At 70.0% G+C, this 26,790-nt stretch carries 27 protein-coding genes; 20 read left to right on the top strand and 7 right to left on the bottom strand.

Annotated elements, in window-relative coordinates; genetic code table 11:
- Positions 1 to 4: 4 nt before the first annotated feature.
- A complete protein-coding gene (metK, locus tag GON04_RS24050) occupies positions 5 to 1,183 on the bottom strand; it encodes a methionine adenosyltransferase (protein ID WP_157400483.1) in 1,179 nt (392 codons plus the stop codon).
- Positions 1,184 to 1,320: 137 nt separating this feature from the next.
- Between metK and GON04_RS24045 the strand changes: the two genes are divergently transcribed.
- Positions 1,321 to 2,139 (top strand): lysophospholipid acyltransferase family protein, encoded by an 819-nt coding sequence (locus GON04_RS24045; RefSeq protein ID WP_157400482.1) that lies wholly within the window; start codon positions 1,321 to 1,323, stop codon positions 2,137 to 2,139.
- Positions 2,139 to 3,005, top strand: a complete 867-nt coding sequence (locus GON04_RS24040) for an LpxL/LpxP family acyltransferase (RefSeq protein WP_157400481.1) — start codon at positions 2,139 to 2,141, stop codon at positions 3,003 to 3,005. Before GON04_RS24045 ends, GON04_RS24040 begins: the two co-directional genes overlap by 1 nt.
- 7 nt (positions 3,006 to 3,012) lie before the next feature.
- Here GON04_RS24040 and GON04_RS24035 read toward each other — a convergent pair whose 3' ends face one another.
- Together GON04_RS24035 and yihA are read right to left on the bottom strand one after the other, a co-directional pair.
- Positions 3,013 to 3,933 (bottom strand): alpha/beta fold hydrolase, encoded by a 921-nt coding sequence (locus GON04_RS24035; RefSeq protein WP_181653741.1) that lies wholly within the window; start codon positions 3,931 to 3,933, stop codon positions 3,013 to 3,015.
- Positions 3,930 to 4,616, bottom strand: coding sequence for a ribosome biogenesis GTP-binding protein YihA/YsxC (yihA, locus tag GON04_RS24030; RefSeq protein ID WP_157400480.1), 687 nt, complete (start codon positions 4,614 to 4,616; stop codon positions 3,930 to 3,932). Before yihA ends, GON04_RS24035 begins: the two co-directional genes overlap by 4 nt.
- An 85-nt stretch (positions 4,617 to 4,701) precedes the next feature.
- Here yihA and GON04_RS24025 point away from each other — a divergent pair, with 85 nt between their 5' ends.
- The 5 genes from GON04_RS24025 to GON04_RS24005 all read left to right on the top strand — a co-directional run bounded on the left by GON04_RS24025 (position 4,702) and on the right by GON04_RS24005 (position 10,636).
- On the top strand, positions 4,702 to 5,373 hold the full coding sequence (locus GON04_RS24025; protein WP_157400479.1) for a c-type cytochrome: 672 nt from the start codon (positions 4,702 to 4,704) through the stop codon (positions 5,371 to 5,373).
- A gap of 99 nt (positions 5,374 to 5,472) precedes the next feature.
- Positions 5,473 to 7,587: a cytochrome c biogenesis protein ResB gene (locus tag GON04_RS24020; RefSeq protein WP_157400478.1), complete on the top strand. Its 2,115-nt coding sequence runs from the start codon at positions 5,473 to 5,475 to the stop codon at positions 7,585 to 7,587.
- Complete coding sequence (ccsB, locus tag GON04_RS24015) at positions 7,587 to 8,906, top strand: c-type cytochrome biogenesis protein CcsB (RefSeq protein WP_157400477.1); 1,320 nt, start codon at positions 7,587 to 7,589, stop codon at positions 8,904 to 8,906. The genes GON04_RS24020 and ccsB overlap by 1 nt, the downstream gene beginning before the upstream one ends.
- A gap of 72 nt (positions 8,907 to 8,978) precedes the next feature.
- Positions 8,979 to 9,977, top strand: coding sequence for a protein-methionine-sulfoxide reductase catalytic subunit MsrP (msrP, locus tag GON04_RS24010; RefSeq protein WP_157400476.1), 999 nt, complete (start codon positions 8,979 to 8,981; stop codon positions 9,975 to 9,977).
- Complete coding sequence (locus GON04_RS24005) at positions 9,977 to 10,636, top strand: protein-methionine-sulfoxide reductase heme-binding subunit MsrQ (protein ID WP_157400475.1); 660 nt, start codon at positions 9,977 to 9,979, stop codon at positions 10,634 to 10,636. The genes msrP and GON04_RS24005 overlap by 1 nt, the downstream gene beginning before the upstream one ends.
- Here GON04_RS24005 and lysA read toward each other — a convergent pair.
- Both lysA and lptM read right to left on the bottom strand, forming a co-directional pair.
- Positions 10,599 to 11,873, bottom strand: coding sequence for a diaminopimelate decarboxylase (gene lysA / locus GON04_RS24000; protein WP_157400474.1), 1,275 nt, complete (start codon positions 11,871 to 11,873; stop codon positions 10,599 to 10,601). The genes GON04_RS24005 and lysA overlap by 38 nt on opposite strands.
- Positions 11,870 to 12,133 (bottom strand): LPS translocon maturation chaperone LptM, encoded by a 264-nt coding sequence (gene lptM / locus GON04_RS23995; protein WP_157400473.1) that lies wholly within the window; start codon positions 12,131 to 12,133, stop codon positions 11,870 to 11,872. The genes lysA and lptM overlap by 4 nt, the downstream gene beginning before the upstream one ends.
- 12 nt (positions 12,134 to 12,145) lie before the next feature.
- Between lptM and cyaY the strand changes: the two genes are divergently transcribed.
- The gene (gene cyaY, locus GON04_RS23990) at positions 12,146 to 12,475 is read left to right on the top strand and encodes an iron donor protein CyaY (RefSeq protein WP_157400472.1); all 330 of its coding nucleotides are present in this window, start codon (positions 12,146 to 12,148) and stop codon (positions 12,473 to 12,475) included.
- A 16-nt stretch (positions 12,476 to 12,491) separates the two neighbouring features.
- On the opposite strand, the gene GON04_RS23985 is transcribed toward cyaY, so the two are convergent.
- Positions 12,492 to 14,963 (bottom strand): penicillin-binding protein 1A, encoded by a 2,472-nt coding sequence (locus GON04_RS23985; RefSeq protein ID WP_157400471.1) that lies wholly within the window; start codon positions 14,961 to 14,963, stop codon positions 12,492 to 12,494.
- 267 nt (positions 14,964 to 15,230) lie between these two features.
- On the opposite strand from GON04_RS23985, the gene GON04_RS23980 reads away from it, so the two are divergent.
- From GON04_RS23980 to GON04_RS23930, 11 genes are read left to right on the top strand one after another with little or no spacing between them, the layout of a single operon-like run.
- A complete protein-coding gene (locus GON04_RS23980) occupies positions 15,231 to 16,310 on the top strand; it encodes a pilus assembly protein PilM (protein ID WP_157400470.1) in 1,080 nt (359 codons plus the stop codon).
- On the top strand, positions 16,307 to 16,951 hold the full coding sequence (locus GON04_RS23975) for a PilN domain-containing protein (protein WP_181653740.1): 645 nt from the start codon (positions 16,307 to 16,309) through the stop codon (positions 16,949 to 16,951). Before GON04_RS23980 ends, GON04_RS23975 begins: the two co-directional genes overlap by 4 nt.
- 6 nt (positions 16,952 to 16,957) lie before the next feature.
- The gene (locus GON04_RS23970) at positions 16,958 to 17,632 is read left to right on the top strand and encodes a type IV pilus inner membrane component PilO (protein ID WP_157400469.1); all 675 of its coding nucleotides are present in this window, start codon (positions 16,958 to 16,960) and stop codon (positions 17,630 to 17,632) included.
- Entirely contained in the window at positions 17,632 to 18,168 is a 537-nt protein-coding gene (locus GON04_RS23965; protein WP_232533175.1) for a pilus assembly protein PilP, read from the top strand. Before GON04_RS23970 ends, GON04_RS23965 begins: the two co-directional genes overlap by 1 nt.
- Positions 18,165 to 20,300 carry a type IV pilus secretin PilQ gene (locus tag GON04_RS23960; protein ID WP_157400467.1) on the top strand — a complete coding sequence of 712 codons (2,136 nt, stop codon included), beginning with the start codon at positions 18,165 to 18,167 and terminating at the stop codon, positions 20,298 to 20,300. The genes GON04_RS23965 and GON04_RS23960 overlap by 4 nt, the downstream gene beginning before the upstream one ends.
- Positions 20,301 to 20,323: 23 nt before the next feature.
- Positions 20,324 to 20,854, top strand: a complete 531-nt coding sequence (locus GON04_RS23955; RefSeq protein ID WP_338051041.1) for a shikimate kinase — start codon at positions 20,324 to 20,326, stop codon at positions 20,852 to 20,854.
- A 25-nt stretch (positions 20,855 to 20,879) separates the two neighbouring features.
- Complete coding sequence (gene aroB, locus GON04_RS23950) at positions 20,880 to 21,974, top strand: 3-dehydroquinate synthase (protein ID WP_157400466.1); 1,095 nt, start codon at positions 20,880 to 20,882, stop codon at positions 21,972 to 21,974.
- Positions 21,975 to 22,002: 28 nt separating this feature from the next.
- Positions 22,003 to 23,133 carry a deoxyguanosinetriphosphate triphosphohydrolase gene (locus GON04_RS23945; protein WP_157400465.1) on the top strand — a complete coding sequence of 377 codons (1,131 nt, stop codon included), beginning with the start codon at positions 22,003 to 22,005 and terminating at the stop codon, positions 23,131 to 23,133.
- The gene (locus tag GON04_RS23940) at positions 23,130 to 24,320 is read left to right on the top strand and encodes an MFS transporter (protein WP_157400464.1); all 1,191 of its coding nucleotides are present in this window, start codon (positions 23,130 to 23,132) and stop codon (positions 24,318 to 24,320) included. Before GON04_RS23945 ends, GON04_RS23940 begins: the two co-directional genes overlap by 4 nt.
- Positions 24,321 to 24,333: 13 nt before the next feature.
- A complete protein-coding gene (locus GON04_RS23935; RefSeq protein ID WP_157400463.1) occupies positions 24,334 to 24,894 on the top strand; it encodes a DUF1415 domain-containing protein in 561 nt (186 codons plus the stop codon).
- Complete coding sequence (locus GON04_RS23930; protein ID WP_157400462.1) at positions 24,891 to 25,736, top strand: class I SAM-dependent methyltransferase; 846 nt, start codon at positions 24,891 to 24,893, stop codon at positions 25,734 to 25,736. The genes GON04_RS23935 and GON04_RS23930 overlap by 4 nt, the downstream gene beginning before the upstream one ends.
- Here GON04_RS23930 and GON04_RS23925 read toward each other — a convergent pair.
- On the bottom strand, positions 25,733 to 25,912 hold the full coding sequence (locus tag GON04_RS23925) for a hypothetical protein (RefSeq protein WP_157400461.1): 180 nt from the start codon (positions 25,910 to 25,912) through the stop codon (positions 25,733 to 25,735). The two genes, GON04_RS23930 and GON04_RS23925, sit on opposite strands and share 4 nt — an antisense overlap.
- Positions 25,913 to 26,037: 125 nt before the next feature.
- On the opposite strand from GON04_RS23925, the gene GON04_RS23920 reads away from it, so the two are divergent.
- Positions 26,038 to 26,724 carry an REP-associated tyrosine transposase gene (locus GON04_RS23920; protein ID WP_157400460.1) on the top strand — a complete coding sequence of 229 codons (687 nt, stop codon included), beginning with the start codon at positions 26,038 to 26,040 and terminating at the stop codon, positions 26,722 to 26,724.
- Positions 26,725 to 26,790: the final 66 nt, after the last annotated feature.

Below are 26,790 nucleotides of genomic sequence, written 5' to 3'. Positions count from 1 at the left end.
TGCCTTACAGGCCCGCAGCCGCGCGCAGCGCCGCAGCTTTGTCGGTGCGTTCCCACGAGAACTCGGGCTCCTCGCGGCCGAAGTGGCCGTAGGCGGCCGTCTTCTCGTAGATTGGGCGCAGCAGGTCGAGCATCTGGATGATGCCCTTGGGGCGCAGGTCGAAGTGCTCGTTCACCAGGGCGGCGATCTTCTCGTCCGAAATGACGCCGGTGCCTTCGGTGTAGACCGTCACGTTCATGGGGCGGGCGACGCCGATGGCGTACGCGACCTGGATCTGGCACTGCTTGGCCAGGCCGGCCTTGACCACGTTCTTGGCCACGTAGCGGGCGGCGTAGGCGGCCGAGCGGTCGACCTTGGAGGGGTCCTTGCCGGAGAACGCGCCGCCGCCGTGCGGGCAGGCGCCGCCGTAGGTGTCGACGATGATCTTGCGGCCGGTGAGGCCGCAGTCGCCCTGCGGGCCGCCGACGACGAAGCGGCCGGTCGGGTTGATCAGGTACTTGGTCTCCTTGAGCCACTCCTTGGGCAGCACCGGCTTGATGATCTCCTCGATCACCGCCTCGATGAAGGCCGGCTTCATCTTGTGGCCGTCGCTCATCTCGGGCGCATGCTGCGACGACAGCACGACGGTGTCGATGCTGTGCGGCTTGCCGTCGACGTAGCGCATGGTCACCTGGCTCTTGGCGTCCGGGCGCAGGAAGGGCAGGCGGCCGTCCTTGCGCAGCTGGGCCTGGCGCTCGACCAGGCGGTGCGCGTAGTAGATCGGCGCCGGCATCAGCTCGGGCGTCTCGTCGCAGGCGTAGCCGAACATCAGGCCCTGGTCGCCGGCGCCGGTGTTCAGGTGGTCGTCGCTCGCGTGGTCGACGCCCTGGGCGATGTCGTTGGACTGCTTGTCGTAGCAGACCATGACCGCGCAGCCCTTGTAGTCGATGCCGTACTCGGTGTTGTCGTAGCCGATGCGCTTGATGGTGTCGCGCGCGACCTGGATGTAGTCGACGTGGGCGTTGGTGGTGATCTCGCCGGCGAGCACGACCAGGCCGGTGTTGCACAGGGTCTCGGCGGCGACGCGGCTGCGCGGGTCCTGCCGGAAGATCGCGTCCAGGATGGCGTCGGAGACCTGGTCGGCCACCTTGTCGGGGTGACCTTCCGAGACGGATTCGGAGGTGAAGAGGAAGTCGCTCGCCATTTGAATAAACTCCAGCGTTGGTTGCAAGGCGCGTTGCCTTGGCCGGAGCTTCTGGCGAACGCTTTAGCAGCTTGGTTTAACGTCGCCCTGCAAGTAGTTCAGTAACTCGGCGACCCCTCCATTCTAAACGTCCTGACTTGACCACCGTGTTCCGCCTCCTGGCCGTGCTGCCCCTGTGGCTGCTGCACGTCATGGGTGTGGCGTTGGGCTGGGTCGCGTTGCTGGCGTCCCCCACCTACCGGCGCCGCTTCGTCGCCAATGCCGCCCAGGCGGGCTACACGCTGCGCCAGGTGGGCGGTGCCGTGGGCGCCGCGGGCCAGCTCATCGCCGAAGTGCCGCGGCTGTGGTTCGGCCGCCCCCCGCCGGTGCAGTGGTCGGGCGAGCACCTGATCGACGAGGCGCTGGCGCGCGGGCGCGGCATCGTCTTCCTCACCCCGCACCTGGGCTGCTTCGAGGCCACGGCCCAGGGCTACGCCGCACGCTACGGCCGCATCACGGTGCTGTACCGGCCGGCCCGCAAGGCCTGGCTGCGGCCGCTGGTCGACCAGGCGCGCCGCCGGCCCAACCTGGAAACGGCACCGACCACGCTGGCCGGGGTCAAGCAGATGCTCAAGGCCCTGCAGGCCGGGCAGGCGGTGGGACTGCTGCCCGACCAGGTGCCGCCCCAGGGGCTGGGCGTGTGGGCGCCGTTCTTCGGCAAGCCGGCCTACACAATGACGCTGTCGGCGCGGCTGGCGCGCCAGACCGGCGCTGCCGTGCTGCTCGCCTGGGGCGAGCGCCTGCGCTGGGGCCGCGGCTACCGCATCCACCTGCGCCCCTGGCCCGGCGCGGTGCCGGAGGCGCCGGATGCGGCGGCGGTGGGCGTGAATGCCCAGATGGAGGCACTGGTGCGCGAGTGCCCGGCGCAGTACCTGTGGGGCTATGCCCGCTACAAGGCACCGCGGGGGGCCGCCTGATGCTCAGCCGCCTGGGCGTCCTGTTCATGCGCCTGCTGGCGCCGCTGCCGCTGCGCTGGGTGCGCGCCCTCGGCTGGGCGCTCGGCTGGGTGCTGTATGCCGTGGTGCCGGGGCGGCGCCACGTGGTGCAGGTCAACCTGGCCCTGTGCTACCCGTCCTGGACCGAGTCGCAGCGGCGGGAGCTGGTGCCCCGGGTCTTCATCGCGTTCGCCCAAGCCTGGCTCGACCGCAGCTGGATCTGGCACGGCGCGCCCGATGCGGTGCGGCGCCGGGTGCACCTGACCGGCGCGCTGGACGAACTGGAGGGGCGCGAGCCGACGGTGATCTTCTGGCCGCATTTCGTCGGCATGGATGCCGGCTGGACGGCCCTGACGCTGGACAGCCAGCGGCCCTTCATGACGATCTACACCCGCCAGGCCAACCCGGTGGTCGACGCCTGGATCCTGGCCGGCCGCCGGCGCTTCGGCAACGTGCGCCTGTTCGACCGCGCCGACAGCGCCAAGCAGGTGGTGAGTGCGCTGCGCGAGGGCGTGCCCCTGTGCCTGCTGCCCGACATGAACTTCGGGCCGGAGGAGTCGATCTTCGTGCCGTTCTACGGCATCCCGGCCGCCACCGTGCCCTCGCTCTCGCGCTTCGCGCGCCTGGGCCGGGCCAAGGTGGTGCCGCTGCTCACGCGCATCACGCCGGACGGCTACGACGTGCAGGTGCTGCCGGCCTGGCGCGACTACCCCACCGACGACGTGGCCGCCGACACCGCCCTGATGAACGAGCGGCTGCAGGACTACATCGACGGCATGCCGGACCAGTACTACTGGGTCCACAAGCGCTTCAAGACCCGCCCGCCGGGCGGCAAGCCGGTTTACTGACCGGCGCTCAGAGCGGCCGGGCGAGGAAGGCCGCCAGCCGTTCGGCGACGAAGGCCGGGCGCTCGTGCACGATCCAGTGCGTGGCCCCGGGCACCCGCTCCAGCGTCAGGCGCGGGACCCAGGCGTCCAGTCCCTCGACCAGCGACGGCGGCAGCGCGATGTCCTCCATCGCCCACAGCACCAGCGTCGGCAGGTCGACCGTGAGCATCTCGTGCGGCAGGCTGACGGCCGCGGCTGCCGGGTCGCCGGGCCGCGGCGGGCGCAGCGGCGAGGCCCGGTAGTAGTTGCAGCCGCCGCGTAGCCCGGCGCCCGGCGGGCCGCCGGGCGCGCCGTCCCACACGGCGCGGTACCGCCGTTTCACGGCCTCGGTGAGCCAGGGCGCGCCGTGCGGCTGGGTGAAGAAGGCCCACAGCCGGCGGTAGTCGTCCTCGGCCAGCAGCTGCTCCGCGTCCGGGCGGATCAGGAAGTTCATGTAGGCGCTGGCCTGTTGCTGCTGCGGGTTCGACTGCAGCTCGCGCAGGAAGGCGCCGGGGTGCGGCGAGTTGACGATGGCCAGCCGGCGGGTCAGCTGCGGCAGCTGGTTGGCCAGGTTCCAGGCCACGGCGCCGCCCCAGTCGTGCGCCACCAGGCACTCGAGCGGCGCGCCCTCGGCGGCCACCAGCGCCGCCAGGTCCTGCACCAGGTGCCGGGCGCGGTAGGCCGCGACCTCGGCCGGCGCGCTGCTGCGCTCGAAGCCGCGCAGGTTGGGCGCCACGCAGCGGAAGCCGCCGTGCTCGGGCCGCGCGAAGTGCGCCAGCAGCTCGTCCCAGACGAAGGCCGCTTCCGGGAAGCCGTGCAGGAACACCAGCACCGGCCGGCCGCGCGCGCCGCTGGCGCGGCAGCTCAGCGTGATGCCGTGCGGCAGCGCGAGCGCGAAGGTCTCGATCACGGTTCGCCGTCGTGGGTCCACTGCCACAGCAGCAGTGCGGTCTCGCCCACGCCCTGGCGCTTCAGGGCCGAGAACAGCTTCACCTCGCCGCCGGCTGCCTGCAGGCGCGCGATCGACAGCGCCTTGGCCGCGTCGCTGCGGGTGAGCTTGTCGGCCTTGGTCAGCAGCACCAGGAACTTCAGGCCGGCCTCGACCCGCGGCCGGATCACCTCCAGCAGGATGTCGTCCAGCTCCGTCAGGCCGTGGCGCGGATCGCACAGCAGCACGACGCCGCGCAGGTTGGGACGGCTGACCAGGTAGTTGGCCATCACCTGCTGCCAGCGCAGCTTGTCCTGCTTGGGCACGGCCGCGTAGCCGTAGCCGGGCAGGTCGGCCAGCACCGCGTCGGTGATGCCCTGCTTGCCGAGCGAGAACAGGTTGATGCTCTGGGTGCGCCCCGGGGTCTTGGAGGCGAACGCCAGCCGCTTCTGCTGGGTGAGGGTGTTGATGCAGGTGGACTTGCCGGCATTGGAGCGGCCGACGAAGGCGATCTCCGGGTGCTCGTGCGGCGGCAGGAATTCCAGCTGCGGGGCGGTGGTGAGGAAGCGGGCCGTGTGCATCCAGCCCAGGGCCCGTTCGGCGGGGTCCTTGGCTGGCGGCGCGGTTCGCGCGGGTGCGGGGCTCGCGCCGGGCGGTGGGGGCATGGGAGGGGGAGTCCAGCCGGGAAGGGGAACCCGGGAGGCGCATTGTAGAATCGCCGGGTTTTGCGCCGAAGAACCACCTACTGACATGAAGTTGCTTGCCACCCTGCTGACGGCCGCGTTCCTGGCTGCGCCCGCGCTCCCCACCTTCGCCCAGCAGCACGGCAATGCGCCGGCCGAGAAGCCGGCGGCCGCGCCCGCCAAGCCGGCCGCCCCGGCCAAGCCCGACCTGGCCCAGGGCGAGTCCAAGTTCACTGCCGTCTGCGTGGCCTGCCACGGCGCCGGCGGCAATTCGGGCATCCCGGCCAACCCCCGGCTGTCGCAGCAGCACCCCGAATACATCGTCAAGCAGCTGCAGGAATTCAGGGCCGGCAAGCGCAAGAGCGCCGTGATGCAGCCGTTCGCGTCGCAGCTGAGCGACGACGACATGCGCAACATTGCCGCCTACGTCGGCTCCAGTCAGGCCAAGCCGGGCTTCGCCCGCGACAAGGAGCTGGTGTCGATGGGCGAGAAGATCTACCGCGGCGGCATCGCCGACCGCCAGATCGCCGCCTGCGCCGGCTGCCACAGCCCGAACGGCTCCGGCATCCCGGCCCAGTACCCGCGCCTGTCCGGCCAGCACGCCGATTACACGGCGGCCCAGCTGACGGCGTTCCGCGACGGCGCGCGCGTCAACAGCGTGCAGATGACCCAGGTCGCCGCCAAGCTGAACGACCGGGAAATCCGGGCCGTGGCCGACTACATCGCCGGCCTGCGTTAATCGCGGGCCACGCCGTCGGGAACCAAGCGGGTCCCGGCGCACACTACAGCTAGGCGGGTGTCCCAGGGACGCCCGCCTTCTTCTTTTTTGCCGACCGCCATGACCGCCGCCACCGAGGGCCTGCGCCCCGCGACCATCTCCCCGCGCCTGCGTGCGCTGGTGGAACTGCTGTCTTCGATGCGGTTCGCCATCTCCCTGCTGACGGTGATCTGCATCGCCTCGGTGATCGGCACCATCCTGAAGCAGGCGGAACCGGCGGCGAACTACGTCAACCAGTTCGGGCCGTTCTGGTCGCAGCTGTTCCTGGCGCTGCGGCTCAACACGGTCTACAGCGCCTGGTGGTTCCTGCTGATCCTGGCCTTCCTGGTCACCAGCACCTCGCTGTGCATCGCCCGCCAGACCCCGAAGATCCTGGCCGACCTGCGCACCCTCAAGGAGGGCATGCGCGAGCAGGCGCTGCAGTCGTTCAAGCACCGGGCCCAGGCCGGCGTCGACGGCTCGCCCGAGGTGGCGGCGCGGCGCATCGGCGACGCGCTCGCCCGCGCCGGCTGGAAGGTCAAGCTGCAGCAGCGCGCCAGTGCGCGCGGTGAAGGCTGGATGGTGGCGGCCCGCGCCGGCGCCGCCAACAAGATCGGCTACCTGGCCGCGCACAGCGCCATCGTGCTGGTCTGCCTGGGCGGCCTGTCCGACGGCGACCTGATCGTGCGGGCCCAGATGCTGCTGGGCGGCAAGACGCCTTATGCCGGCGGCGGCATGATCGCCGACGTGCCGGCCCAGCACCGGCTCGGGGCCGCCAACCCCACCTTCCGCGGCAACCTGCTGGTGGCCGAGGGCACGCAGGCGGGCACCGCGGTGCTGTCGCAGCCCGACGGCATCCTGCTGCAGGAGCTGCCATTCTCGATCGAGCTGAAGAAGTTCATCGTCGAGTACTACTCGACCGGCATGCCCAAGTTGTTCGCCAGCGAGATCATCATCCACGACAAGGAAACCGGCGAGGCGGTGCCGGCGCGGGTGGAAGTCAACCACCCGGCGCGCTGGCGCGGGGTCGAGATCTACCAGTCCAGCTTCGACGACGGCGGCTCCAGCGTGAAACTGGCGGCGGTGCCGATCAACGGCGAGAGCAAGCGCTTCGAGCTGCAGGGCGTGATCGGTGGCACCTCGCAGCTGGCCAAGGGGCAGGGCACGGGCGCCGAGACCATGACGCTGGAATACACCGGCCTGCGCGTGATCAACGTCGAGAACATGGGCGAGGCCTCGCGCAGCGGGGCCGACCCGCGCAAGGTCGACCTGCAGGTCTCCCTCGGCCAGCACCTGGGCGCCGCCAACAAGGCGGGAGGCAAGAAGGAGCTGCGCAACATCGGCCCGAGCATCAGCTACAAGCTGCGCGATGCGGCCGGCCAGGCGCGCGAGTTCAACAACTACATGCTGCCGGTCGACATGGGCGACGGCGTGCCGGTGTTCCTGCTCGGGATGCGCGAGACGCCGGCCGACCAGTTCCGCTACCTGCGGGTGCCGGCCGACGACAAGGGCTCGCTCGACGGCTTCGTGCGCCTGCGCGCGGCCCTGGCCGATCCCGCCGCCCGCCGCGAGGCGGTGAGCCGCTATTCGGCCAAGGCCACGGATCCTTCCAAGCCGGAGGTCACCGAGCAGCTGGCCGGGTCGGCCGCCCAGGCCGTGGCCCTGTTCGCGGGCGATGCTGCGGCTGGCGGCAAGGGGGCCGGCCTGGGCGCCGTGTCCGACTACCTGGAGGCCCGGGTGCCCGAGGCCGAGCGCAACCGCGCCGGGGAAGTCGTGGTGCGCATCCTGGGTGGCGTGCTGTTCGAGCTGGCGCAGCTCACGCGCGAACAGGCCGGCCTGCCGGCGCTGGCCAGCGACGAGCGCACCCAGGCCTTCATGGCGCAGGCCGTGATGGCGCTGAGCGACTCCTTCCTCTACCCGGCACCGATGGCGTTCCAGCTGCAGGACTTCCAGCAGGTGCAGGCCAGCGTGTTCCAGGTCACCCGCTCCCCGGGCCGCAATGTGGTCTACCTGGGGTGCGCTTTGCTCATCATCGGCGTTTTTGCCATGCTCTATGTCCGCGAGCGGCGCCTGTGGGTCTGGCTGACCCCGGACACCGGCGGCAGCGCGGCGGCGATGGCGCTGTCGAGCAACCGCCAGACCCTGGACGTCGACCGCGAGTTCGCCAGGCTACGCACGCAACTGCTGGGATCTTGATGAACACCGCCACCACCACCATCACGCTCGACCACGGCTTTCTGTCCCGCCGGCGTCCGCTCGACTGGGCGTTCGCGCTGCTGGTCGTCGTCGCCGGCCTCTATGCGTTCGGCCGCTACGCGGCCCACATGGACGTGTACGAGAAGGGGATCCTGCTGGCCAGCATCCCGGCCGCCATCTGGCTGGGCTGGTTCTGGCGGCCGCTGCAGGCCCTGATGGTGGGCGTGGGCGCCCTGTCGCTGCTGGCCATCGGCAGCTACCAGGGGTCGCTCGCACGGGCCGACTCGGTCTTCTGGCTCAAGTACTTCCTGTCGAGCCAGTCCGCGATCCTGTGGATGAGCATGCTGTTCTTCATGAGCACGGCCTTCTACTGGCTGGGCGTCGCCAGCCGGACGCAGGCCGACACCATGGAGCGCATCGGCTCGCGCCTGGCCTGGGCGGCGGTCACCCTGGCCCTGGTCGGCACCATGGTGCGCTGGTGGGAGAGCTACCTGGTCGGGCCGGACGTCGGCCACATCCCGGTCAGCAACCTGTACGAGGTGTTCGTCCTGTTCTGCTGGCTGACGGCGCTGTTCTACCTGTACTTCGAGGCGCACTACGGCACCCGGGCGCTGGGTGCCTTCGTGCTGCTGGTGGTCAGTGCGGCGGTCGGTTTCCTGCTCTGGTACACCGTGGTGCGCGAAGCCCAGGAGATCCAGCCGCTGGTGCCCGCGCTCAAGAGCTGGTGGATGAAGCTGCACGTGCCGGCGAACTTCATCGGCTACGGCACCTTCGCGCTCTCGGCCATGGTGTCCTTCGCCTACCTGATCAAGCAGCACGCCGGCGAGACCAGCTGGTGGAAGCTGGCGCCGCTGTGGCTGCTGGGGGTGGTGCTGTGCTTCGAGCCGGTGGTGTTCCGCCAGACCGTGGGCGGCGGCAGCGCCTACTGGGCGGTGTATTTCGGCATCGCCGCGCTCATCGTGGCCAGCATCCTGTGGAGCCGGCGCCGCATCGCCGAGCGCCTGCCGTCCTTCGAGGTGCTGGACGACGTGATGTACAAGTCCATCGCGGTCGGCTTCGCCTTCTTCACCATCGCCACCGTGCTGGGCGCCCTGTGGGCCGCCGAGGCCTGGGGCGGCTACTGGAGCTGGGATCCGAAGGAGACCTGGGCGCTGATCGTCTGGCTGAATTACGCGGCCTGGCTGCACATGCGCCTGATGAAGGGGCTGCGCGGCACCGTCTCGGCCTGGTGGGCGCTGGTCGGCCTGGCCGTCACCACCTTCGCCTTCCTGGGCGTCAACATGTTCCTGTCGGGTCTCCACAGCTACGGCACGCTGTGAGATGGATTCCGGTGTAAGGTCCGGCCGCGAAATCCGTCCAACGGGCAACGCCCCGCAAACAAGAGGACCTGCATGCTGATCAAGACCGGCCGCGACGGCTACATCCATCCGACTTCCAGCGAGATCACGCCGCAGGCGGTCTACCGGCAGCGGCGCGAGATGCTGCGGTTGCTGGCCACCGGTGCGGCCGGTGCCGCCCTGGCGAGCTGGGCCGGCCGCGAGGCGCTGGCCCAGTCGGTCCAGCGGCCCGGCAAGCTGGCCGCCCTGGCGGGCCAGAAGTCGTCGGTCGCCGGTGCGGTGACGATGGAGAAGGTCACCGAGTACAAGGACGCGAGCAGCTACAACAACTACTACGAGTTCGGCACCGACAAGGGCGATCCGGCCCACAACGCCCACACGCTCAAGACGACGCCGTGGACGGTGGAGGTCGACGGGCTGGTCAAGAAGCCGGGCAAGTACGCGCTGGACGACCTGCTCAAGCTCGGCGCCCAGGAGGAGCGCATCTACCGCCTGCGCTGCGTCGAGGGCTGGTCGATGGTGATTCCCTGGGTGGGCTACTCGCTGGCGCAGCTGCTGGAGAAGGTGGAGCCGCAGCCGGGTGCCAAGTTCGTCGAGTTCCACACCCTGGCCGACCCCAAGACGATGCCCTTCGTCGGTTCGCGCGTGCTCGACTGGCCCTACGTCGAGGGCCTGCGCATGGACGAGGCCTTGCACCCGCTGACGCTGCTGGCGTTCGGCATGTACGGCGAGGTGCTGCCGAACCAGAACGGCGCGCCGGTGCGGCTGGTGGTGCCCTGGAAGTACGGCTTCAAGAGCGCCAAGAGCCTGGTGCGGGTGCGCTTCACGGACAAGGAGCCGAAGACGGCCTGGAACAAGGCCGCCGCCAACGAGTACGGCTTCTATTCCAACGTCAACCCGAACGTCGACCATCCGCGCTGGAGCCAGGCCACCGAGCGCCGCATCGGCGAGGACGGGCTGTTCGCCAAGAAGCGCAAGACGCTGATGTTCAACGGCTACGAGGCCCAGGTGGGGCAGTTGTACGCCGGCATGGACCTGAAGAAGAACTACTGATGGCCGCGCCCGCCGCGCGCGGGCGGCGCGCGCTCCTGCTCCATCCGGCCGCCAAGCCCGTCCTGTTCATCGCCGCGCTGCTGCCGTTCGCGTGGCTGTTCTACGCCGCGCTGACGGACCAGCTGGGCGCCAACCCGCAGGAGTACCTGATCCGCTCGCTGGGCGACTGGACCCTGCGCTTCCTGTGCCTGACGCTGGCCGTCACGCCGCTGCGCACCATCGCCAACCAGCCGGCGCTGCTGCGCTTTCGCCGCATGCTGGGCCTGTTCACGTATTTCTACGCCTGCCTGCACCTGCTGGGCTACGCCTGGTTCGACATGGGGCTGGAGTTCGACGAGATCGCCCGCGACATTGCCAAGCGGCCCTTCATCCTGGTGGGCTTCGCCGGCTGGCTGCTGCTGACGCCGCTGGCGGCAACCTCGTTCAACCGCGCCATCCGGGCGCTGGGCGCGGCCCGCTGGCAGCTGCTGCACCGGCTGGTGTACGCCATCGCCGGCCTGGCCATCCTGCACTTCTTCTGGATGCGGGCCGGCAAGAACAACTTCACCGAGGTGGCCGTCTATGCGGCCATCCTCGGCGTGCTGCTGGGCTGGCGCGCGTGGCGCCGGCTGCGCCCGGCGCCTAGGGCAGCAGCCGTTCGCCCCGCAGCAGGTCGCTGACCTTCTCGCGCTCGCGGATCAGGTGCGCCCGGTCGCCGTCGACCAGCACCTCGGCCGCGCGGCCCCGGGTGTTGTAGTTGCTGGCCATGCTCATGCAATAGGCGCCCGCCGACAGCACCGCCAGCAGCTCGCCCGGCTGCACGGCGAGCCGGCGCTCGTGGCCGAGCCAGTCACCGCTTTCGCACACCGGCCCGACCACGTCGTACAGGGTCGCCGATGCGTCGGCGGCGGCGGCCACAACCGGCTCGATGCCGTGCCAGGCTTCGTACATGGCCGGCCGCGGCAGGTCGTTCATGGCGGCATCGACGATGCAGAAGTTCTTCTGCTCGCCCGGCTTGAGGTACAGCACCTCGGTCAGGCAGACGCCGGCGTTGCCCACCAGCGAGCGGCCCGGCTCGATCATCAGTTCGCGGTCGCCGTAGCCGCGCGCATCGAGCTTGCGCAGCAGTTCGGCCCACAGGGCGTCGGCGGCCGGCGGGGTGTCGCCGCGGTAGTCGATGCCCAGGCCGCCGCCGAAGTCGATGTGGCGCAGCCGCACGCCGGCGGCCTCGACCGCGTCGACCAGGTCGAGCACCCGGTCCATGGCATCCAGGTAGGGCCCGCTCTCGGTGATCTGCGAGCCGATGTGGCAGTCGATCCCGACCACCTGCAGGTGCGGCAGTTCGGCCGCCCGCTGGTAGGCGTGCAGCGTGCGCTCGTGCGCGATGCCGAACTTGTTGCCCTTCAGCCCGGTGGAGATGTAGGGGTGGGTCTTGGGGTCGACGTTGGGATTGACGCGGATGCTCACCGGCGCGGTGCGGCCCATCACGGCCGCCACCTCGTCGAGCACCTCCAGTTCGGGCTCGCTCTCGACGTTGAAGCAGCCGATGCCGGCTTCCAGCGCCCGCGCGATCTCGGCGCGGGTCTTGCCGACGCCCGAGAAGATGACGTCGGCGGCCTTGCCGCCGGCCGCCAGCACCCGTTCGAGCTCGCCGCCCGAGACGATGTCGAAGCCGCAGCCGGCGCGCGCGAACACCTGCAGCACGGCCAGTGAGGAGTTGGCCTTCATGGCGTAGCAGATCTTCGAGCGGCGGCCGGCGAAGCCGCGCTGGTAGGCCGCCAGCGCCGCCAGCATGGCGGCCTGCGAATAGATGAACAGCGGCGTGCCGTACTGGCGCGCCAGCTCGGCCACGCGGACCTGCTCGACGTGCAACTCGCCGCCGGTCCAGGCGATGTGGGGATGGCCGGGATGGGTCATGGGCGCACCGTGCTGGTGTTGCCGGCCGCGGGGGGCAGATCCTGCGGCGGCATCGCCGCAGGGGCCGGCGGGGCGGCGGGATCGGAGGCGGCGCGGGTCGGGTTGAGCGACTGCGGCAGGCTGGCCCGGCCGGCGGCAGCCGGCTCGGTGGGCAGGTAGAGCGGACCGCGCTGGCCGCATGCCCCCAGCAGCAGCGCGGCCGCGACTGCCAGGGCCGGCCGCCGGGGCACGCTGCATAGAATGGAATCGAACGTCAACATCGCAAAATTGTAATGACCGACCCTGAATACATGGACCGCGCCGAGGCCTTGCTGCGGCAGGTGGAAGCCGGATGCGACCGCATCAACGACGACACCGACACGGACATCGACAGCCAGCGGGTCGGCGGCATGGTCACCCTGACGTTCCGCAACGGCAGCCAGATCATCGTCAACCTGCAGAAGCCCCTGCACGAAGTGTGGCTCGCCGCCCGGGCGGGCGGCTTCCACTACAAGTTCGACGGCAGCAGCTGGATGGACACCAAGGGCCAGGGCGAGTTCTTCGCCAGCCTCGCCCGCCACGCCAGCGAGCAGGCCGGCGAGGCGCTGGACTTCAGCGCCTGAGGGCGGCCGCCGCCCTTCAGTTGCGGAACAGGTCGAGGATGCTGCGCCGTTCCTCGGGCGGCCGCGACGGCGAGGGCGCCGAGTTGCCGTCCGGCGCCGGCGACATCGCCGGCCCCAGGGGAACGCTGGCCGGCCGCGCCGGCCCCGCGCCCGACGTGCCGCTGATCGGCACCGGTTCGACCTGCGGGGTCGGGGTCACGCCCAGGCTGCTGACGCCGCCGCCACGCGAGTACTCCTCGTAGAACCACTCGCCGCCGACGTTGACCACGCCCTCGGGCGCCGTCGGCACCACCTCGGGCACCCCCTTCAGGGCGGTCTCCATGAAGTTGATCCACACCGGCAGGCTCATGCTGCCGCCGGTCTCGCGGTCGCCCAGCGGCCGCGGGTTGTCGTATCCCATCCAGACGATGGCCACCACCGAGGGGTGGAAGCCGTTGAACCAGGTGTCGATCGAGTCGTTGGTGGTGCCGGTCTTGCCGTACAGGTCGGGGCGCTTGAGCACCTGCTGGGCGCGGGCGGCCGTGCCGGAGCGGGTGATCTCCTGCAGCAGGCGGTCCATCACGAAGGCGTTGCGGGCGTCGATGGCGCGCACCGCCTCGGTAGGCAGCGGCGGCTGGGTTTCCACCAGCACCTTGCCCTTGTGGTCGACGATGCGGCTGATCAGCCACGGGTTGACGCGGTAGCCGCCGTTGGCGAACACCGCGTAGCCGGTGGCCATCTGCATTGGCGTGACCGAGCCGGCGCCCAGCGCCATGGTGAGGTAGGGCGGGTGCTTTTCGGGCTCGAAGCCGAAGCGGCTGATCCAGTCCTGCGCGTTCTGCGTGCCCACGGCCTGCAGGATGCGGATGGACACCATGTTCTTGGACTTGGCCAGCGCCGTGTGCAGCGGCATCGGGCCCTCGAACTTGCCGTCGTAGTTCTTCGGCTCCCAGGGTTGCCCGCCGGTGACGCCGGCGTCGAAGAACAGCGGCGCGTCGTTGACGATGGTCGCCGGCGTGAAACCCTTCTCCAGCGCCGCCGAGTAGATGAAGGGCTTGAAGCCCGACCCCGGCTGGCGCCAGGCCTGGGTGACGTGGTTGAACTTGTTCTTGTAGAAGTCGAACCCGCCCACCATGGCCAGCACGGAGCCGTCCTTGGGGTCGAGCGCCACGAAGGCGCCCTCGACCTCGGGCAGCTGGGTGATCTCCCAGGTGCTCTTGGGCGTCTGCATGACGCGGATGACGGCGCCCGGGCGGATCTTGATCTTGGGCGGCGCCTTGTCCGACAGGCCCGACTGGGCCGGACGCAGGCCGTCGCCGGTGATCTCGAAGCGGTCGCCATTCTGGCGCACGGCGATGATCTTCTTGGGGCCGGCTTCCAGCACGACGGCCGACATGACGTCGCCGTTGTCCGGGTGGTCGGCCAGGGCGTCGTCGATGGCGTCTTCCTGCTCCTTGCGGTCGGCCGGCAGGTCGATGAACTCCTCCGGGCCGCGGTAGATCTGCCGCTTCTCGTAGTCCATGATGCCCTTGCGCAGGGCCCGGTAGGCGGCCTCCTGCTGCACCGACTTGACCGAGGTGACGACGTTCAGGCCGCGCGTGTAGGCGTCGTCGCCGTACTGCGAATAGACCAGCTGGCGCACCGTCTCGGCCACGTACTCGGCGTGCACCCGGCCGTGCTCGTTGGGCGGGCGCACCTTCAGCTCCTGGCGCTTGGCGGCCTCGGCCTGGGCGGACGTGATGAAGCCGTTCTCCTCCATCCGCTCGATGATGTAGAGCTGGCGCGTGCGGGCCCGGCTGGGATTGCTGATCGGGTTGTAGGCCGACGGGGCCTTGGGCAGGCCGGCCAGCATGGCCGCCTCGGCCACCGTCAGGTCCTTCATCGGCTTGCCGAAATACGCCTCCGAAGCCGCCGCGAACCCGTAGGCGCGGTTGCCCAGGAAGATCTGGTTCATGTAGATCTCGAGGATCTGGTCCTTGGTGAGCAGGTGCTCCAGCTTGAACGTCAGCAGGATCTCGTAGAGCTTGCGGGTGAACGTCTTCTCGGACGACAGGTAGACGTTGCGGGCCACCTGCATGGTGATGGTGGAGGCGCCCTGGCTCTTGGCCCGGCCCAGGTTCGCCACGGCGGCGCGCACCAGGCCCTTGTAGTCGACGCCGCTGTGCGAATAGAAGCGGGCGTCCTCGATGGCCAGCACCGCGTTCTTCATCACCGCCGGGATCTCGGCGATGGGCGTCAGGTTGCGCCGTTCCTCGCCGAACTCGCCCAGCAGGACGCCCTCGGCCGAAAACACGCGCAGCGGCAGCTTGGGCCGGTAGTTGGACAGCTCGGAGATGTCCGGCAGGTTGGGGTAGGCCACCGCAAGGGCGACCCCGGCCACGATGACCGCCGAGGCGACGGCGGCCAGCGCACCGCCCACCAGCCAGAGGAAGGCCTGCAGGAGTCGGCGCTTCCAGGTCGGACCGCGGCGGGACGAGCCGCGCCCGTCGGAAGAGGAATCAGAGGGCATAGGGGGGTGGGCAGGAGCCCATGGGCATTATAAAAATCGGCCCGGCCGGCCACGGTCGAGTTGTTGCAGCGCAGCAAGAGACAAGATGCACGACAGGTCCGAGGATGCCCGTCGAGCTTGCGCAAGAGCCGTCACACGCGTGGCTGTTTGGCAACGTTTCGTACGGGCCAGAGGGGAAAATTCCTTTGGGCGACAAGGATGTTACTGCTAGCATTGAAGTGGAATCTTAAGTTTGTTACCGCCTGAATCGGCGGGCAGGAGACCGAGTTGATCTCTCTGGGATCGTTGTTCAGCCGGCAACCGGCGCCCTTGCTGGGCTTGGATATCAGCTCATCCAGCGTCAAGCTGGTCGAGCTCGGCCGTGACAAGTCCGGCGCCCTGGTCCTGGAGCGTTGCGCCATGGAACCGCTGGAGCGCGGCTGGATCACCGACGGCAACGTCGAGAAGTTCGACGAGGTGGCCGAGGCGATGCGCCGGCTCATCAAGAAAAGCGGCACCCGCACCAAGAATGTCGCCATGGCGCTGCCGCCGTCGGCCGTCATCACCAAGAAGATCATCCTCCCGGGCGGCCTGTCCGAGCAGGAACTCGAGGTGCAGGTCGAGACCGAGGCCAACCAGTACATCCCATTCTCGCTCGACGAAGTGAGCCTGGACTTCTGTGTGGTCGGGCCCAGCACCACCTCATCCGGGGATGTCGAGGTGCTCATCGCCGCCTCGCGCAAGGAAAAGGTCCAGGACCGCCAGGGCCTGGCCGAGGCCGCCGGCCTGAAGCCGGTGATCATCGACGTCGAGTCGTACTCGTCGCGCCTGGCCGCCGGTCGGCTGATCCAGACGCTGCCGGCCAACGGGGTGGACACCATGGTCGCCCTGTTCGAGGTCGGCGCCTTCACCACCAGCATGCAGGTGATCCGCAACGACGAGGTGCTGTACGACCGCGACCAGGCCTTCGGCGGCGCCCAGCTCACCCAGCTCATCGTGCGCCAGTACGGCTTCTCGCCCGAGGAGGCCGAGGCCAAGAAGCGCAGCGGCGAGCTGCCCGACGACTACGAGGCCACGGTGCTCAAGCCGTTCGTGGACAGCATGGCGCAGGAAGTGGCCCGCGCCCTGCAGTTCTTCTTCACCAGCACCCCGCACAACCGCGTCGACCACATCATGCTGGCCGGCGGGTCGGCGGCGCTGCCCGGCCTGAACGACGCCGTCACCGCCCAGACCTCGTTCCCCTGCGGCCTGGCGAACCCGTTCGACGGCATGGTGATCGGCGACGGCGTGCGCGAGAAGAAGATGCGACGCGAAGCCCCGTCGTACCTGACGTCCTGTGGCCTGGCCATGCGGAGGTTCCTGCAGTGATCCTGATCAACCTCCTGCCCCACCGCGAGGCGGCCCGCAAGCGCCGGCGCGAGGCGTTCTTCGCCTCCCTGGGCGTCGCGGCCCTGTTCGGCGGTGTCATCGCCGGCGCCATCTTCCTGTGGTTCCAGGCCCAGATCTCGTCGCAGCAGGACAAGAACGCGCTGCTCGACCGGGAGATCAAGAAGCTGGAAAGCCAGATCCGCGAGATCTCCACCCTGCAGCAGGAGATCGCCGCGCTGCGGGCCCGCCAGCAGGCGGTGGAAGACCTCCAGTCCGACCGCAACCTGCCGGTCCACCTGCTCAACGAGCTGGTGCGGCAGCTGCCCGACGGCGTCTACATCACCACCGTCAAGCAGGACAACCAGACCGTCACCCTCACCGGCGTGGCGCAGTCCAACGAGCGCGTCTCGGAGCTGCTGCGCAACCTGGGCAACAACAGCGCCTGGCTCACCCGGCCCGAGCTGGTCGAGATCGTGGCCGGCTCCGTGAACCTGGGCCCGCGCGAGCAGCGCAAGGTCTCGAACTTCAACATGCGCGTGCGGCTGCTGCGCTCCAGCGAGGTGACCAAGCCCGCCGGAGCCGCCTCGGCCCCGACCTCGCCCGCCGCCACCGCGGCTGCCTCGGCGCCCGCCAAGACCTGAAGCACCATGGCCACCACCGCTGTCCCCAAATTCGACCTGGCCGGCCTCCAGCAGAAGGTCGCCGCGCAGTTCCGCGGGCTCGACCCGAACGACCCCGCGTCCTGGCCCCTGGTGCCTCGCCTGGCGGCCTGCCTGGCGCTGATGGTCGCCATCGTGGTCGCGCTCTGGTTCGTCTGGCTCACCAACTCCGACCAGGAACTGGACCAGGAGATCGCCAAGGAAAAGTCGCTCAAGGAGGACTACTCCAAGAAGCTGGCCCAGGCCGTCAACCTCGATGCGCTGAAGAAGCAGCGCGAGCAGGTGCAGCAGTACGTCACCCAGCTGGAAAAGCAGCTGCCCAGCAAGGCCGAGATGGACGCGCTGCTGTCGGACATCAACCAGGCGGGCCTGGGCCGAAGCCTGAGCTTCGAGCTGTTCCGGCCCGGCCAGGTCAACGTCAAGGAGTACTACGCCGAACTGCCGATCGCCCTGAAGGTGACTGGCCGCTACCACGACATCGGCTCGTTCGCCTCCGACATCGCCAACCTGTCGCGCATCGTGACCCTGAACAACGTCGGCGTCACGCCGGGCCGCGACGGCATGCTGTCCATGGACGCCACGGCCAAGACCTTCCGCTACCTCGACGCCGACGAAGTCGACAAGCAGCGCAAGGCGTCCGCGCCCAAGGGAGCCAAGAAATGATGCCGACCCGCCTCGCCGCCGCCCTGGCCGTCGTGCTGCTGGCCGGTTGCGGCGCCTCCCACCAGGAGGAGACGCTGGAGTGGATGAACCAGCAGCGGGCCCAGACCCGGCCCAAGGTGCAGCCCATTCCCGAGCCCAAGCAGTTCAGCCCCCAGGCCTACACGCAGGAAACGGCGTTCGACCCGTTCAGCAACCAGAAGCTGACGCAGGCCCTCAAGCGCGAGACCACCCAGTCGACCTCCAGCGCGGCGCTGCTCGCGCCCGAGCTCGCGCGCCGCAAGGAGCCGCTCGAGGGCTTCCCGCTCGACACCATGTCCATGGTCGGCAGCCTGCTCAAGCAGGGCCAGCCGGTCGCCCTGGTTCGCGTGGACAACCTGCTGTACCAGGTGCGCCCCGGCAACTACCTGGGCCAGAACTACGGAAAGATCACCAAGGTCGGGGAGGCCGAGGTCGTCCTGCGCGAGATCGTGCAGGACGCCGCGGGCGAGTGGATCGAGCGCAGTGCGACGCTCCAATTGCAAGAGAGGTCGAAATGAACAAACAGAACATGATGGCGTGGCGACGGGTGGTGGCGTGCGTGGGGTGGCTGCTCCTCGCAGGCGCCAGCCTGTCAGCCCAGGCGCAAAGCACCGTGGTCGAGTCGGTCAGCAGCTCGATCCAGGGCGGCGTGGAGGTCGTGCGCATCGACTTCTCGCAGCCGCTGCCGGCGGTGCCGGCCGGCTTCACCATCCAGTCGCCGGCGCGCATCGCGCTGGACATTCCCGGCGCCAGCAACGGCCTGGGGCGTTCCACCGTCGAACTGAACCAGGGCAACCTGCGCTCGATGAACGTGGTCACCGCCGGTGACCGCACCCGCCTGGTGCTGAACCTGAAGTCGCCGACCGGCTACAAGGCCCAGCTGCAGGGCAAGTCGCTGCTGGTCTCGCTCGACGCCGTCTCCGGCGTGGCGCCGGCTGCTACCGCCGCCGTCACCTCCCAGTTCGCCGAGAACCGGGCCCGCGACGCGCAACCGATCAAGGACCTGGACTTCCGCCGTGGCCCCGACGCCGCCGGCCGCGTGATGGTCGAACTGCCGAACAACCAGGTCGGCGTCGACATCCGCCAGCAGGGCCAGCAGCTGGTGGTCGAATTCCTGAAATCCACCCTGCCGGAAGGCCTGCGCCGCAAGCTCGACGTGTCCGATTTCGGCACGCCGGTGCAGACCGTCACCACCTTCCAGGCCGGCGACCGCGTGCGCGTGGTCATCGAACCCAAGGGCCAGTGGGAGCACAGCGCCTACCAGAGCGACAACCAGTTCGTGGTCGAGGTGCGCCAGCAGAAGGTCGACCAGTCGAAGCTGACCCAGGGTCCCGGCTACGCCGGCGAGAAGCTGTCGCTGAACTTCCAGAACATCGAGGTCCGCTCGCTGCTGCAGGTCATCGCCGACTTCACCAACTTCAACATCGTGACCTCCGACTCGGTCGCCGGCGCGGTGACGCTGCGCCTGAAGGACGTCCCCTGGGACCAGGCGCTGGACATCATCCTGCAGGCCAAGGGCCTGGGCATGCGCAAGTCCGGCAACGTGCTGTGGATCGCGCCCAAGGACGAGATCGCATCCAAGGAGAAGCTGGAGCTTGAGGCCCGCGCCGCCATCCAGAACCTGGAGCAGCTGCGCACGCAGGCCTTCCAGCTGAACTACACCAAGGCGGCCGAGATCGCCGCCCAGCTCACCGCCGGCCCGATCGCCAACCGCGTGCTCAGCCAGCGGGGCAGCGTCATCGCCGAGCCGCGTACCAACCAGATCTTCGTCACCGACGTCGGCAGCCGCATCGACCAGGTCCAGGAGCTGATCGCCAAGCTCGACATCGCGGTGCGCCAGGTGCTGATCGAGGCGCGCATCGTCGAGGCCTCCGACACCTTCGGCAAGTCGCTCGGCGCGCGCCTGGGCGCGGTCGACCTGCGCACCGACAACGCGCGCGGCGGCACCAGCGGCTACGGCGTCGGCAACAGCCGGGCGTCGGTCACCGGTACCTACGACGGCGTGTCGGCGCAGACCGGCCAGACCACGACGGCCTTCGACACGGTCACGACCACCTTCGTGAACCTGCCGGCGGTCGGTGTCGGCGGCTTCAATCCGGCCAGCTTCGCGCTGTCGCTGTTCAACGCCGGTGCCAACCGCTTCCTGAACCTGGAACTGTCGGCGCTGGAAGCCGACGGCCGCGGCAAGCTGGTGTCCAGCCCGCGCGTCATCACGGCCGACAAGACCAAGGCGCTGATCGAGCAGGGCACGGAGTTCCCGTACCAGCAGGCCACCTCCAGCGGCGCCACCTCGGTGGCCTTCCGCCGCGCCACGCTGAAGCTGGAAGTCACGCCGCAGATCACGCCCGAGGGCAACATCATCCTGGACCTGGACATCAGCAAGGACAGCCGGGGCGAGACCACCGCGGCCGGCATCGCCATCAACACCAAGCACATCCGCACCCAGGTGCTGGTGGAGAACGGCGGCACGGTGGTGATCGGCGGCATCTTCGAGCTGACCGAGACCGAGAACGACACCAAGGTGCCGTTCCTGGGCGACCTGCCGGCCGTCGGCTTCATGTTCAAGAACAAGTCGCGCACCTCCAACAAGCAGGAGATGCTGGTCTTCATCACGCCCAAGATGCTGGCCGACCGCTCCGCGGCCCGCTGAGCGGCGCCCGCCGCCGCAGTTCCGTGCCCAGCCTCGTCCTTGTCGGCTTGCCCGGTTCGGGCAAGTCGACGGTGGGCCGCAGCCTCGCACGGCGGCTCGCGGTTCCCTTCCACGATTCCGACCACCGGCTCGAGCAGCGCCTGGGCTGCTCCATCCGCGAGTTCTTCGAGCGCGAGGGCGAGGCGCGCTTCCGCGACCTCGAGCACGAGGTGCTGGCGGAACTGGTGGCCGCAACCGAACCGGCCGTCATCGCCACCGGCGGCGGCGCCGTGCTGCGCGAGGCCAACCGGCTGCTGCTGCGCGGCGGTCCGCGGGTGGTCTACCTGCATTCCAGCCCCGAGGAACTGTGGCGCCGCCTGCGCCACGACACCCAGCGTCCCCTGCTGCAGGTGACCGATCCCCAGGGGCGCCTGCGCAGCCTGTTCGCCGAACGCGATCCGCTGTACCGTGAGGTCGCCGAGTTCGTCATCGAGACCGGACGGCCGTCGGTGCCGACGCTGGTGAACATGGTCGTCATGCAACTGGACCTCGCCGGCCTGCTGCCGCTGCGCTGAACCCGCGCCTTACACTGGCGGGCTTATGCCGCCTGCCACGCTTCACCAGGTCCCGATCGCGCTCGGGGATCGCAGCTACCCCATCGTCATCGGCACCGGACTGCTCGGCGCGGCATCGACCTGGTCGGGCCTGCCGAAGGCGGCCGCGGCGCTGGTGGTGACCAACGACACCGTGGCGCCGCTCTACCTGGCCGGCCTGCAGAAGGCGCTGGCGCCGCACTACCGCGCCGTGCACACCGTGGTGCTGCCCGATGGCGAGGCGCACAAGGACTGGCAGACCCTGAACCGCATCTTCGATGCCCTGCTGTCGCACGGCTGCGACCGCAAGACGGTGCTGTTCGCCCTCGGCGGCGGCGTCGTCGGCGACATGACCGGCTTCGCCGCCGCGAGCTACATGCGCGGCGTGCCGTTCGTGCAGGTGCCCACCACGCTGCTGGCGCAGGTCGATTCCTCGGTCGGTGGCAAGACCGGCATCAACCACCCGCTGGGCAAGAACATGGTGGGTGCGTTCTACCAGCCGGCCCGCGTGGTCTGCGACCTGGACACCCTGAAGACCCTGCCGCCGCGGGAGTTCAGCGCCGGCCTGGCGGAAGTGATCAAGTACGGCCCCATCGCCGACATGCCGTTCCTCGACTGGATCGAGGCCGACCTCGACCAGCTGCTGCGGCGCGAGCCGGCCGCCCTGGCGCGGGCCGTACAGCGCAGCTGCGAGATCAAGGCCTGGGTCGTGGGCCAGGACGAGCGCGAGTCCGGCCTGCGGGCGATCCTCAACTTCGGCCACACCTTCGGCCATGCCATCGAGGCCGGCCTGGGCTACGGCGAGTGGCTGCACGGCGAGGCCGTCGGTTGCGGCATGGTGATGGCGGCCCACCTGTCGCAACGGCTCGGGCTGGTCGACGACGCCTTCGTCGCGCGCCTGACGCGCCTGGTGCAGGCGGCGGGGCTGCCGGTGCGCGGCCCGGCGTTCGGCGCCGACCGCTACCTGGCCATGATGCGCCTGGACAAGAAGGCCGAGGCGGGCGACATCCGCTTCATCGTCATCGACGCGCCCGGGCGGGCCGCGGTGCGGCCGGCGCCCGAGGCCATGGTCCGCGACGTCATCGCGCACTGCACCGCCTGAGCGGCGGGGCGCCCGCGCCGGCAACCCGATGAGCCTCGCTTCCTACGCCAGCGACCCGGCGCGCTCGCGCGGACGGCGCCATCCGGAGCCGCCGGCACCGACCCGCACCGAATACCAGCGCGATCGCGACCGCATCGTGCATTCCACCGCCTTCCGCCGGCTGGTCTACAAGACGCAGGTGTTCCTCAACCACGAGGGCGACCTGTTCCGCACGCGGATGACGCACTCGCTGGAGGTCGCGCAACTGGGGCGCTCGATCGCCCGCCCGCTGGGGCTGGACGAGGACCTGGTCGAGGCCGTCGCGCTCGCCCACGACCTGGGCCACACGCCGTTCGGGCACGCCGGCCAGGACGCGCTGAACGACTGCATGGGGCCGTTCGGCGGCTTCGAGCACAACCTGCAGAGCCTGCGCGTGGTCGACGAACTGGAGGAGCGCTATCCGCTCTTCGACGGCCTGAATCTCAGCTTCGAGACCCGCGAGGGCATCCTCAAGCACTGCTCGCGCGCCAATGCGCAACGGCTCGAGGCCGCCGAGCCGGACGGCGTCGGGCGCCGCTTCCTCGACCGCACCCAGCCCGCCCTCGAGGCGCAGCTGTGCAACCTGGCCGACGAGATCGCCTACAACGCGCACGACATCGACGACGGCGTGCGCTCCGGGCTGCTGGCCATGGAGCAGCTCGACGCGGTGGCGCTGTTCGCGCGCCACCGCGACGAGACGCTGGCCGAGCACCCGCAGCTGGAGGGCCGCCGCCTGTTGTACGAGGCGATCCGCCGCATGCTGTCGGCCCAGGTCTACGACGTCATCGACGCCACCCGAACGGCCCTGCAGGCCGCCGGTGTCGACAGTGCCGATGCCGCGCGGCGGCAGCCGCCGCTGGTGCAGTTCAGCGGGCCCATGCGGGACCAGTCGGCCGAGCTCAAGCAGTTCCTGCTGCGCAACCTGTACCGCCATCCCCAGGTGATGGAGATGACGGGGCAGGCCAAGCAGGTGGTGCGCGAGCTGTTCGCGGCCTACGCCGCCGACCCGGCGCAGATGCCGCCCGCGTTCGCCGGCAAGGCCAACCGCGAGCGCAGCATCGCCGACTACATCGCGGGCATGACCGACCGCTTCGCTGCCCGTGAACACGAGCGGCTGACCGGCCGCCGCCTGTTGCCTTGAGCGTCCAACGGTCCTCCGCCTGGCTGGTGCTGCTGGCCGGGGTGGCGGCGGCCCTGCACGTGGGCAAGCTCCCGCCCGCGCTGCCGGTGCTGCGCGAGGCACTGGGCCTGAGCCTGGTGCAGGCCGGCTTCCTGCTCTCGCTGGTGCAACTGGCCGGCATGACATTGGGATTGGTGGTCGGACTCGCGGCGGACAGCATCGGTGCCAAGCGCACCATGGTCGCGGGCCTGCTGCTCACCGCCGCCGCCAGCATCGCCGGCGGCTGGGTGACTGCGCCGGCACCCCTGCTGGTGCTGCGCGCGGTGGAAGGGCTCGGCTTCCTGCTCGGCTCGCTGCCCGCGCCGGCCCTGATCCGCCGGCTGGTGCCGGCCGAGCGCCTGAGTCCGATGCTCGGCCTCTGGAGCACCTTCATGCCGGTCGCGACGGCGCTCGCGCTGCTGGTCGGCCCGGCCTGGATCGCGTGGGCGGGCTGGCCGGCCTGGTGGTGGTTGCTCGGCGCCTTCTCGCTCGTGATGGCGGTCTGGCTGGGACGCGCGTTGCCGCCCGATCGCCACGCCGGTGCAGCGGCCGACGTCGGAACGCGGGTCGCCCAGACCCTGGGGGCGCCCGGCCCCTGGCTGGTGGCGCTGGCGTTCGGCGCCTATTCGGCGCAGTGGCTGGCCGTCATCGGCTTCCTGCCGTCGATCTACCGCGATGCCGGGCTGGCGCCGGGATGGACGGCGCTGGCGACGGCTGGCGCGGCCGCCGTCAACATCGTCGGCAACCTGGCCTCCGGCCGGCTGCTGCAACGCGGCGTGCGGGCGCCACGCCTGCTGGCGCTGGGATTCTTCTCCATGGGAGTGGGCGGCGTGCTGGCCTTTTCGCCGCTGGCAGGCGAGGGCGCAGCCGGCGCGCTGCTGCGCTATGCCGGCGTGCTGGCCCTGTCGGGCATCGGCGGCGTCATTCCCGGCACGCTGTTCTCGCTGGCAGTGCGCCTGGCGCCGGGCGAGCGAACCGTGTCGACCACGGTCGGCTGGATGCAACAGTGGTCGGCGATCGGCCAGTTCGCCGGACCGCCGCTGGTGGCCTGGGTGGCCTCGCGGGCCGGCGGCTGGGAGTCGAGCTGGCTGGTCACCGGCGGCTGTGCCCTCGCCGGGCTCGCGCTGGCGGCCGTGGCATCGCGCTTGCCGCCCCTGCGCGGCCACTAGAATGCCGCTCCCCATGACGGTCCCCGCCACGACGCCCGAGCAGGTCACCGGTGCGATGCATCGCTGGCTCGAGCGCGCCGTGATCGGGCTCAACCTGTGCCCGTTCGCCAAGGCGGTCCACGTCAAGGGCCAGGTCCACGTCGCCGTCTGCAGCGCCAGTGCGTTCGGCGACGTGCTGGAGGCCCTCGATGCCGAGCTGACCGAGCTGCTGGCGCAGGACGCGGAGCAGCGCGACACGACGCTGCTGGTAGTGCCGCAGGGGTTCGACGAGTTCCTGCTGTTCCTGGACCTGGTGCGTGCGGGCGAGCGGCTGGTCAGCCGGCGCGGCCTCGACGGCGTCGTGCAGCTGGCGAGCTTCCATCCGGCCTACGTGTTCGGCGGCGCCGATCCCGCCGACCCGGCCAATGCCAGCAACCGGGCGCCCTATCCGACGTTGCACCTGCTGCGCGAGGCCAGCATCGACCGGGCCGTGGCCGCCTTCCCGGAGGCGGAGGCGATCTTCGGCGCCAACGTGGCGAAGCTGCGCGACCTCGGCGCCGATGGCTGGGCAGCCCTGGGGGTGGGCCCGGCATGAGCGGCGTGCGCGAACCGGACCTGCGGCCCGGGCAGTCGGTGGAGCTCCTGAAGGAGCTGCACATCCTCACCCGTGACGGCAAGCTCAACCAGGACTCGCGCCGCAAGCTCAAGCAGGTCTACCACCTGCACCAGTTCATCGACGACCTGCTGCGCGAGCTGCCCCCGAGCGACGAGGGACCGACCGTGGCCGACCACGGCGCCGGCAAGTCGTACCTCGGCTTCATCCTGTACGACCTGACGCTCAAGGCGCTGGGCCGTGGGACCGTCTACGGCATCGAGACCCGGGCCGAGCTGGTCGAGCGCTCCCGCGCGCTGGCGCAGCGGCTGGGTTTCGAGCGCATGCAGTTCCTGGCGATCAGCGCCGCCGATGCGGCCGACGCGCAGCAACTGCCGGCCGCCATCGACCTGGTGACGGCGCTGCACGCCTGCGACACCGCCACCGACGACGCCATCGCGTTCGCCTTGCGCAAGCAGGCGCGCGCCCTTGTGCTGGTGCCGTGCTGCCAGGCCGAAGTTGCCGCCACCTTGCGCCAGACCAAGGCCTTGTCGCTGGCGCGCACGCCGCTGGCCGAGCTCTGGCGCCACCCCCTGCACACGCGCGAACTGGGCAGCCAGCTGACCAACGTGCTGCGCTGCCTCTACCTCGAGGCGAACGGCTACCAAGTCACGGTGACCGAACTGGTGGGCTGGGAGCACAGCCTGAAGAACGAGCTGATCCTGGCCCGGCGCACCGGGCAGCGCAAGCGCAGCGCAGCCCAGCGGCTGCGCGCCTTGCTGGCGGAATTCGGCCTGGAGTCGCTGGAGCCGGTGCGCTACCCGGGATTGCCGGCCGACGCTTAGGGGCGCCGGGAGGGCGTGCGGGCGCGGATGCGGCTGACCAGCAAGACGGCGGCCACCGCCACCAGCACCGCCAAGCCGATGGCGAGGTACTGCTGCGGGACGCCGATGACGACGGCGGCGAACACCACGCACGCCATCACCACCAGGAACCCGACCATGTAGACGGCGAAGGGCATGACTGCTCCGGGGGAACTGCTTGCTGAACACTGCATTTTTGGCCGTGTACCTGCAGGCGCTGTCGGCGCTGGCCTCGCCTTCGCGTCAGCAGAATAATCGGGGTCAGGTCCGCTTTTTTCCATTCATGGCCCGCCTTCCCCGCCTCACGCTGCCCGGCTACCCGCACCACGTCATCCAGCGCGGCAACAACCGCCAGCCCATCGTGGCCGACGATGACGACCGGCGCCTGTTGCTCGACCTGTTCCTGTCCGCCAGCCGCGAACACGACGTCGCCGTCCATGCCTACGTGCTGATGGACAACCATTTCCACCTGCTGGCCACGCCGGAAGGCGGGCGCGGGCTGGCGGCGATGATGCAGGCGGTCGGGCGCAGCTACGTGCGGTACTTCAATCAGCGCACGCAGCGCACCGGCACCCTCTGGGAGGGGCGGTATCGCTCGACCCTGGTGCAGGCCGATGCCTACCTGCTGGCCTGCATGGCCTACCTGGACCTCAATCCGGTGCGTGCCGGGCTGGTCGCCGCGCCGGCCGACTACGCCTGGTCGAGCCATCGGCACTATGCCGGCCGCACGCAGGACCGGCTGGTCACGCCGCACCCGCTGTTCTGGTCCCTGGGCAACACCCCGTTTGCCCGCGAGCAGGCCTATACCGAGCTGGTGGCGGCGGGCGTGGCCAAGGAGGTGGAGCAGCTACTCACCGACGCGACGTTGCGGGGCTGGGCCGTGGGGGACGCCGGCTTCCTGAAGACCCTGGAGCGCGAGGCGCCGCGCCGGCCGACACCGCGCAAGCCGGGTCGACCCAAGGGTATTTGATCTGTCCCTTAATTATGAGGTGGAGTGAAAGCGATGCCATTTTTAGGAGTCTGACCCCGATTATTT

This window comes from Ramlibacter pinisoli, assembly GCF_009758015.1.
In the GTDB taxonomy this organism is placed as follows: domain Bacteria; phylum Pseudomonadota; class Gammaproteobacteria; order Burkholderiales; family Burkholderiaceae_C; genus Ramlibacter; species Ramlibacter pinisoli.
Note: the sequence above shows the minus strand (reverse complement) of the source record. Positions and strands in the feature narration are given on the sequence as shown.

Bases quoted from the DNA above. Each gene is read 5' to 3' on its own strand.
- metK (WP_157400483.1), bottom strand. From the start codon at position 1,183: ATGGCGAGCGACTTCCTCTTCACCTCCGAATCCGTCTCGGAAGGTCAC.
- GON04_RS24040 (WP_157400481.1), top strand. From the start codon at position 2,139: ATGCTCAGCCGCCTGGGCGTCCTGTTCATGCGCCTGCTGGCGCCGCTG.
- yihA (WP_157400480.1), bottom strand. From the start codon at position 4,616: ATGCCCCCACCGCCCGGCGCGAGCCCCGCACCCGCGCGAACCGCGCCG.
- GON04_RS24025 (WP_157400479.1), top strand. From the start codon at position 4,702: ATGAAGTTGCTTGCCACCCTGCTGACGGCCGCGTTCCTGGCTGCGCCC.
- GON04_RS24020 (WP_157400478.1), top strand. From the start codon at position 5,473: ATGACCGCCGCCACCGAGGGCCTGCGCCCCGCGACCATCTCCCCGCGC.
- ccsB (WP_157400477.1), top strand. From the start codon at position 7,587: ATGAACACCGCCACCACCACCATCACGCTCGACCACGGCTTTCTGTCC.
- msrP (WP_157400476.1), top strand. From the start codon at position 8,979: ATGCTGATCAAGACCGGCCGCGACGGCTACATCCATCCGACTTCCAGC.
- GON04_RS24005 (WP_157400475.1), top strand. From the start codon at position 9,977: ATGGCCGCGCCCGCCGCGCGCGGGCGGCGCGCGCTCCTGCTCCATCCG.
- lysA (WP_157400474.1), bottom strand. From the start codon at position 11,873: ATGACCCATCCCGGCCATCCCCACATCGCCTGGACCGGCGGCGAGTTG.
- lptM (WP_157400473.1), bottom strand. From the start codon at position 12,133: ATGTTGACGTTCGATTCCATTCTATGCAGCGTGCCCCGGCGGCCGGCC.
- cyaY (WP_157400472.1), top strand. From the start codon at position 12,146: ATGACCGACCCTGAATACATGGACCGCGCCGAGGCCTTGCTGCGGCAG.
- GON04_RS23985 (WP_157400471.1), bottom strand. From the start codon at position 14,963: ATGCCCTCTGATTCCTCTTCCGACGGGCGCGGCTCGTCCCGCCGCGGT.
- GON04_RS23970 (WP_157400469.1), top strand. From the start codon at position 16,958: ATGGCCACCACCGCTGTCCCCAAATTCGACCTGGCCGGCCTCCAGCAG.
- GON04_RS23965 (WP_232533175.1), top strand. From the start codon at position 17,632: ATGCCGACCCGCCTCGCCGCCGCCCTGGCCGTCGTGCTGCTGGCCGGT.
- GON04_RS23960 (WP_157400467.1), top strand. From the start codon at position 18,165: ATGAACAAACAGAACATGATGGCGTGGCGACGGGTGGTGGCGTGCGTG.
- aroB (WP_157400466.1), top strand. From the start codon at position 20,880: ATGCCGCCTGCCACGCTTCACCAGGTCCCGATCGCGCTCGGGGATCGC.
- GON04_RS23945 (WP_157400465.1), top strand. From the start codon at position 22,003: ATGAGCCTCGCTTCCTACGCCAGCGACCCGGCGCGCTCGCGCGGACGG.
- GON04_RS23935 (WP_157400463.1), top strand. From the start codon at position 24,334: ATGACGGTCCCCGCCACGACGCCCGAGCAGGTCACCGGTGCGATGCAT.
- GON04_RS23930 (WP_157400462.1), top strand. From the start codon at position 24,891: ATGAGCGGCGTGCGCGAACCGGACCTGCGGCCCGGGCAGTCGGTGGAG.
- GON04_RS23925 (WP_157400461.1), bottom strand. From the start codon at position 25,912: ATGCCCTTCGCCGTCTACATGGTCGGGTTCCTGGTGGTGATGGCGTGC.
- GON04_RS23920 (WP_157400460.1), top strand. From the start codon at position 26,038: ATGGCCCGCCTTCCCCGCCTCACGCTGCCCGGCTACCCGCACCACGTC.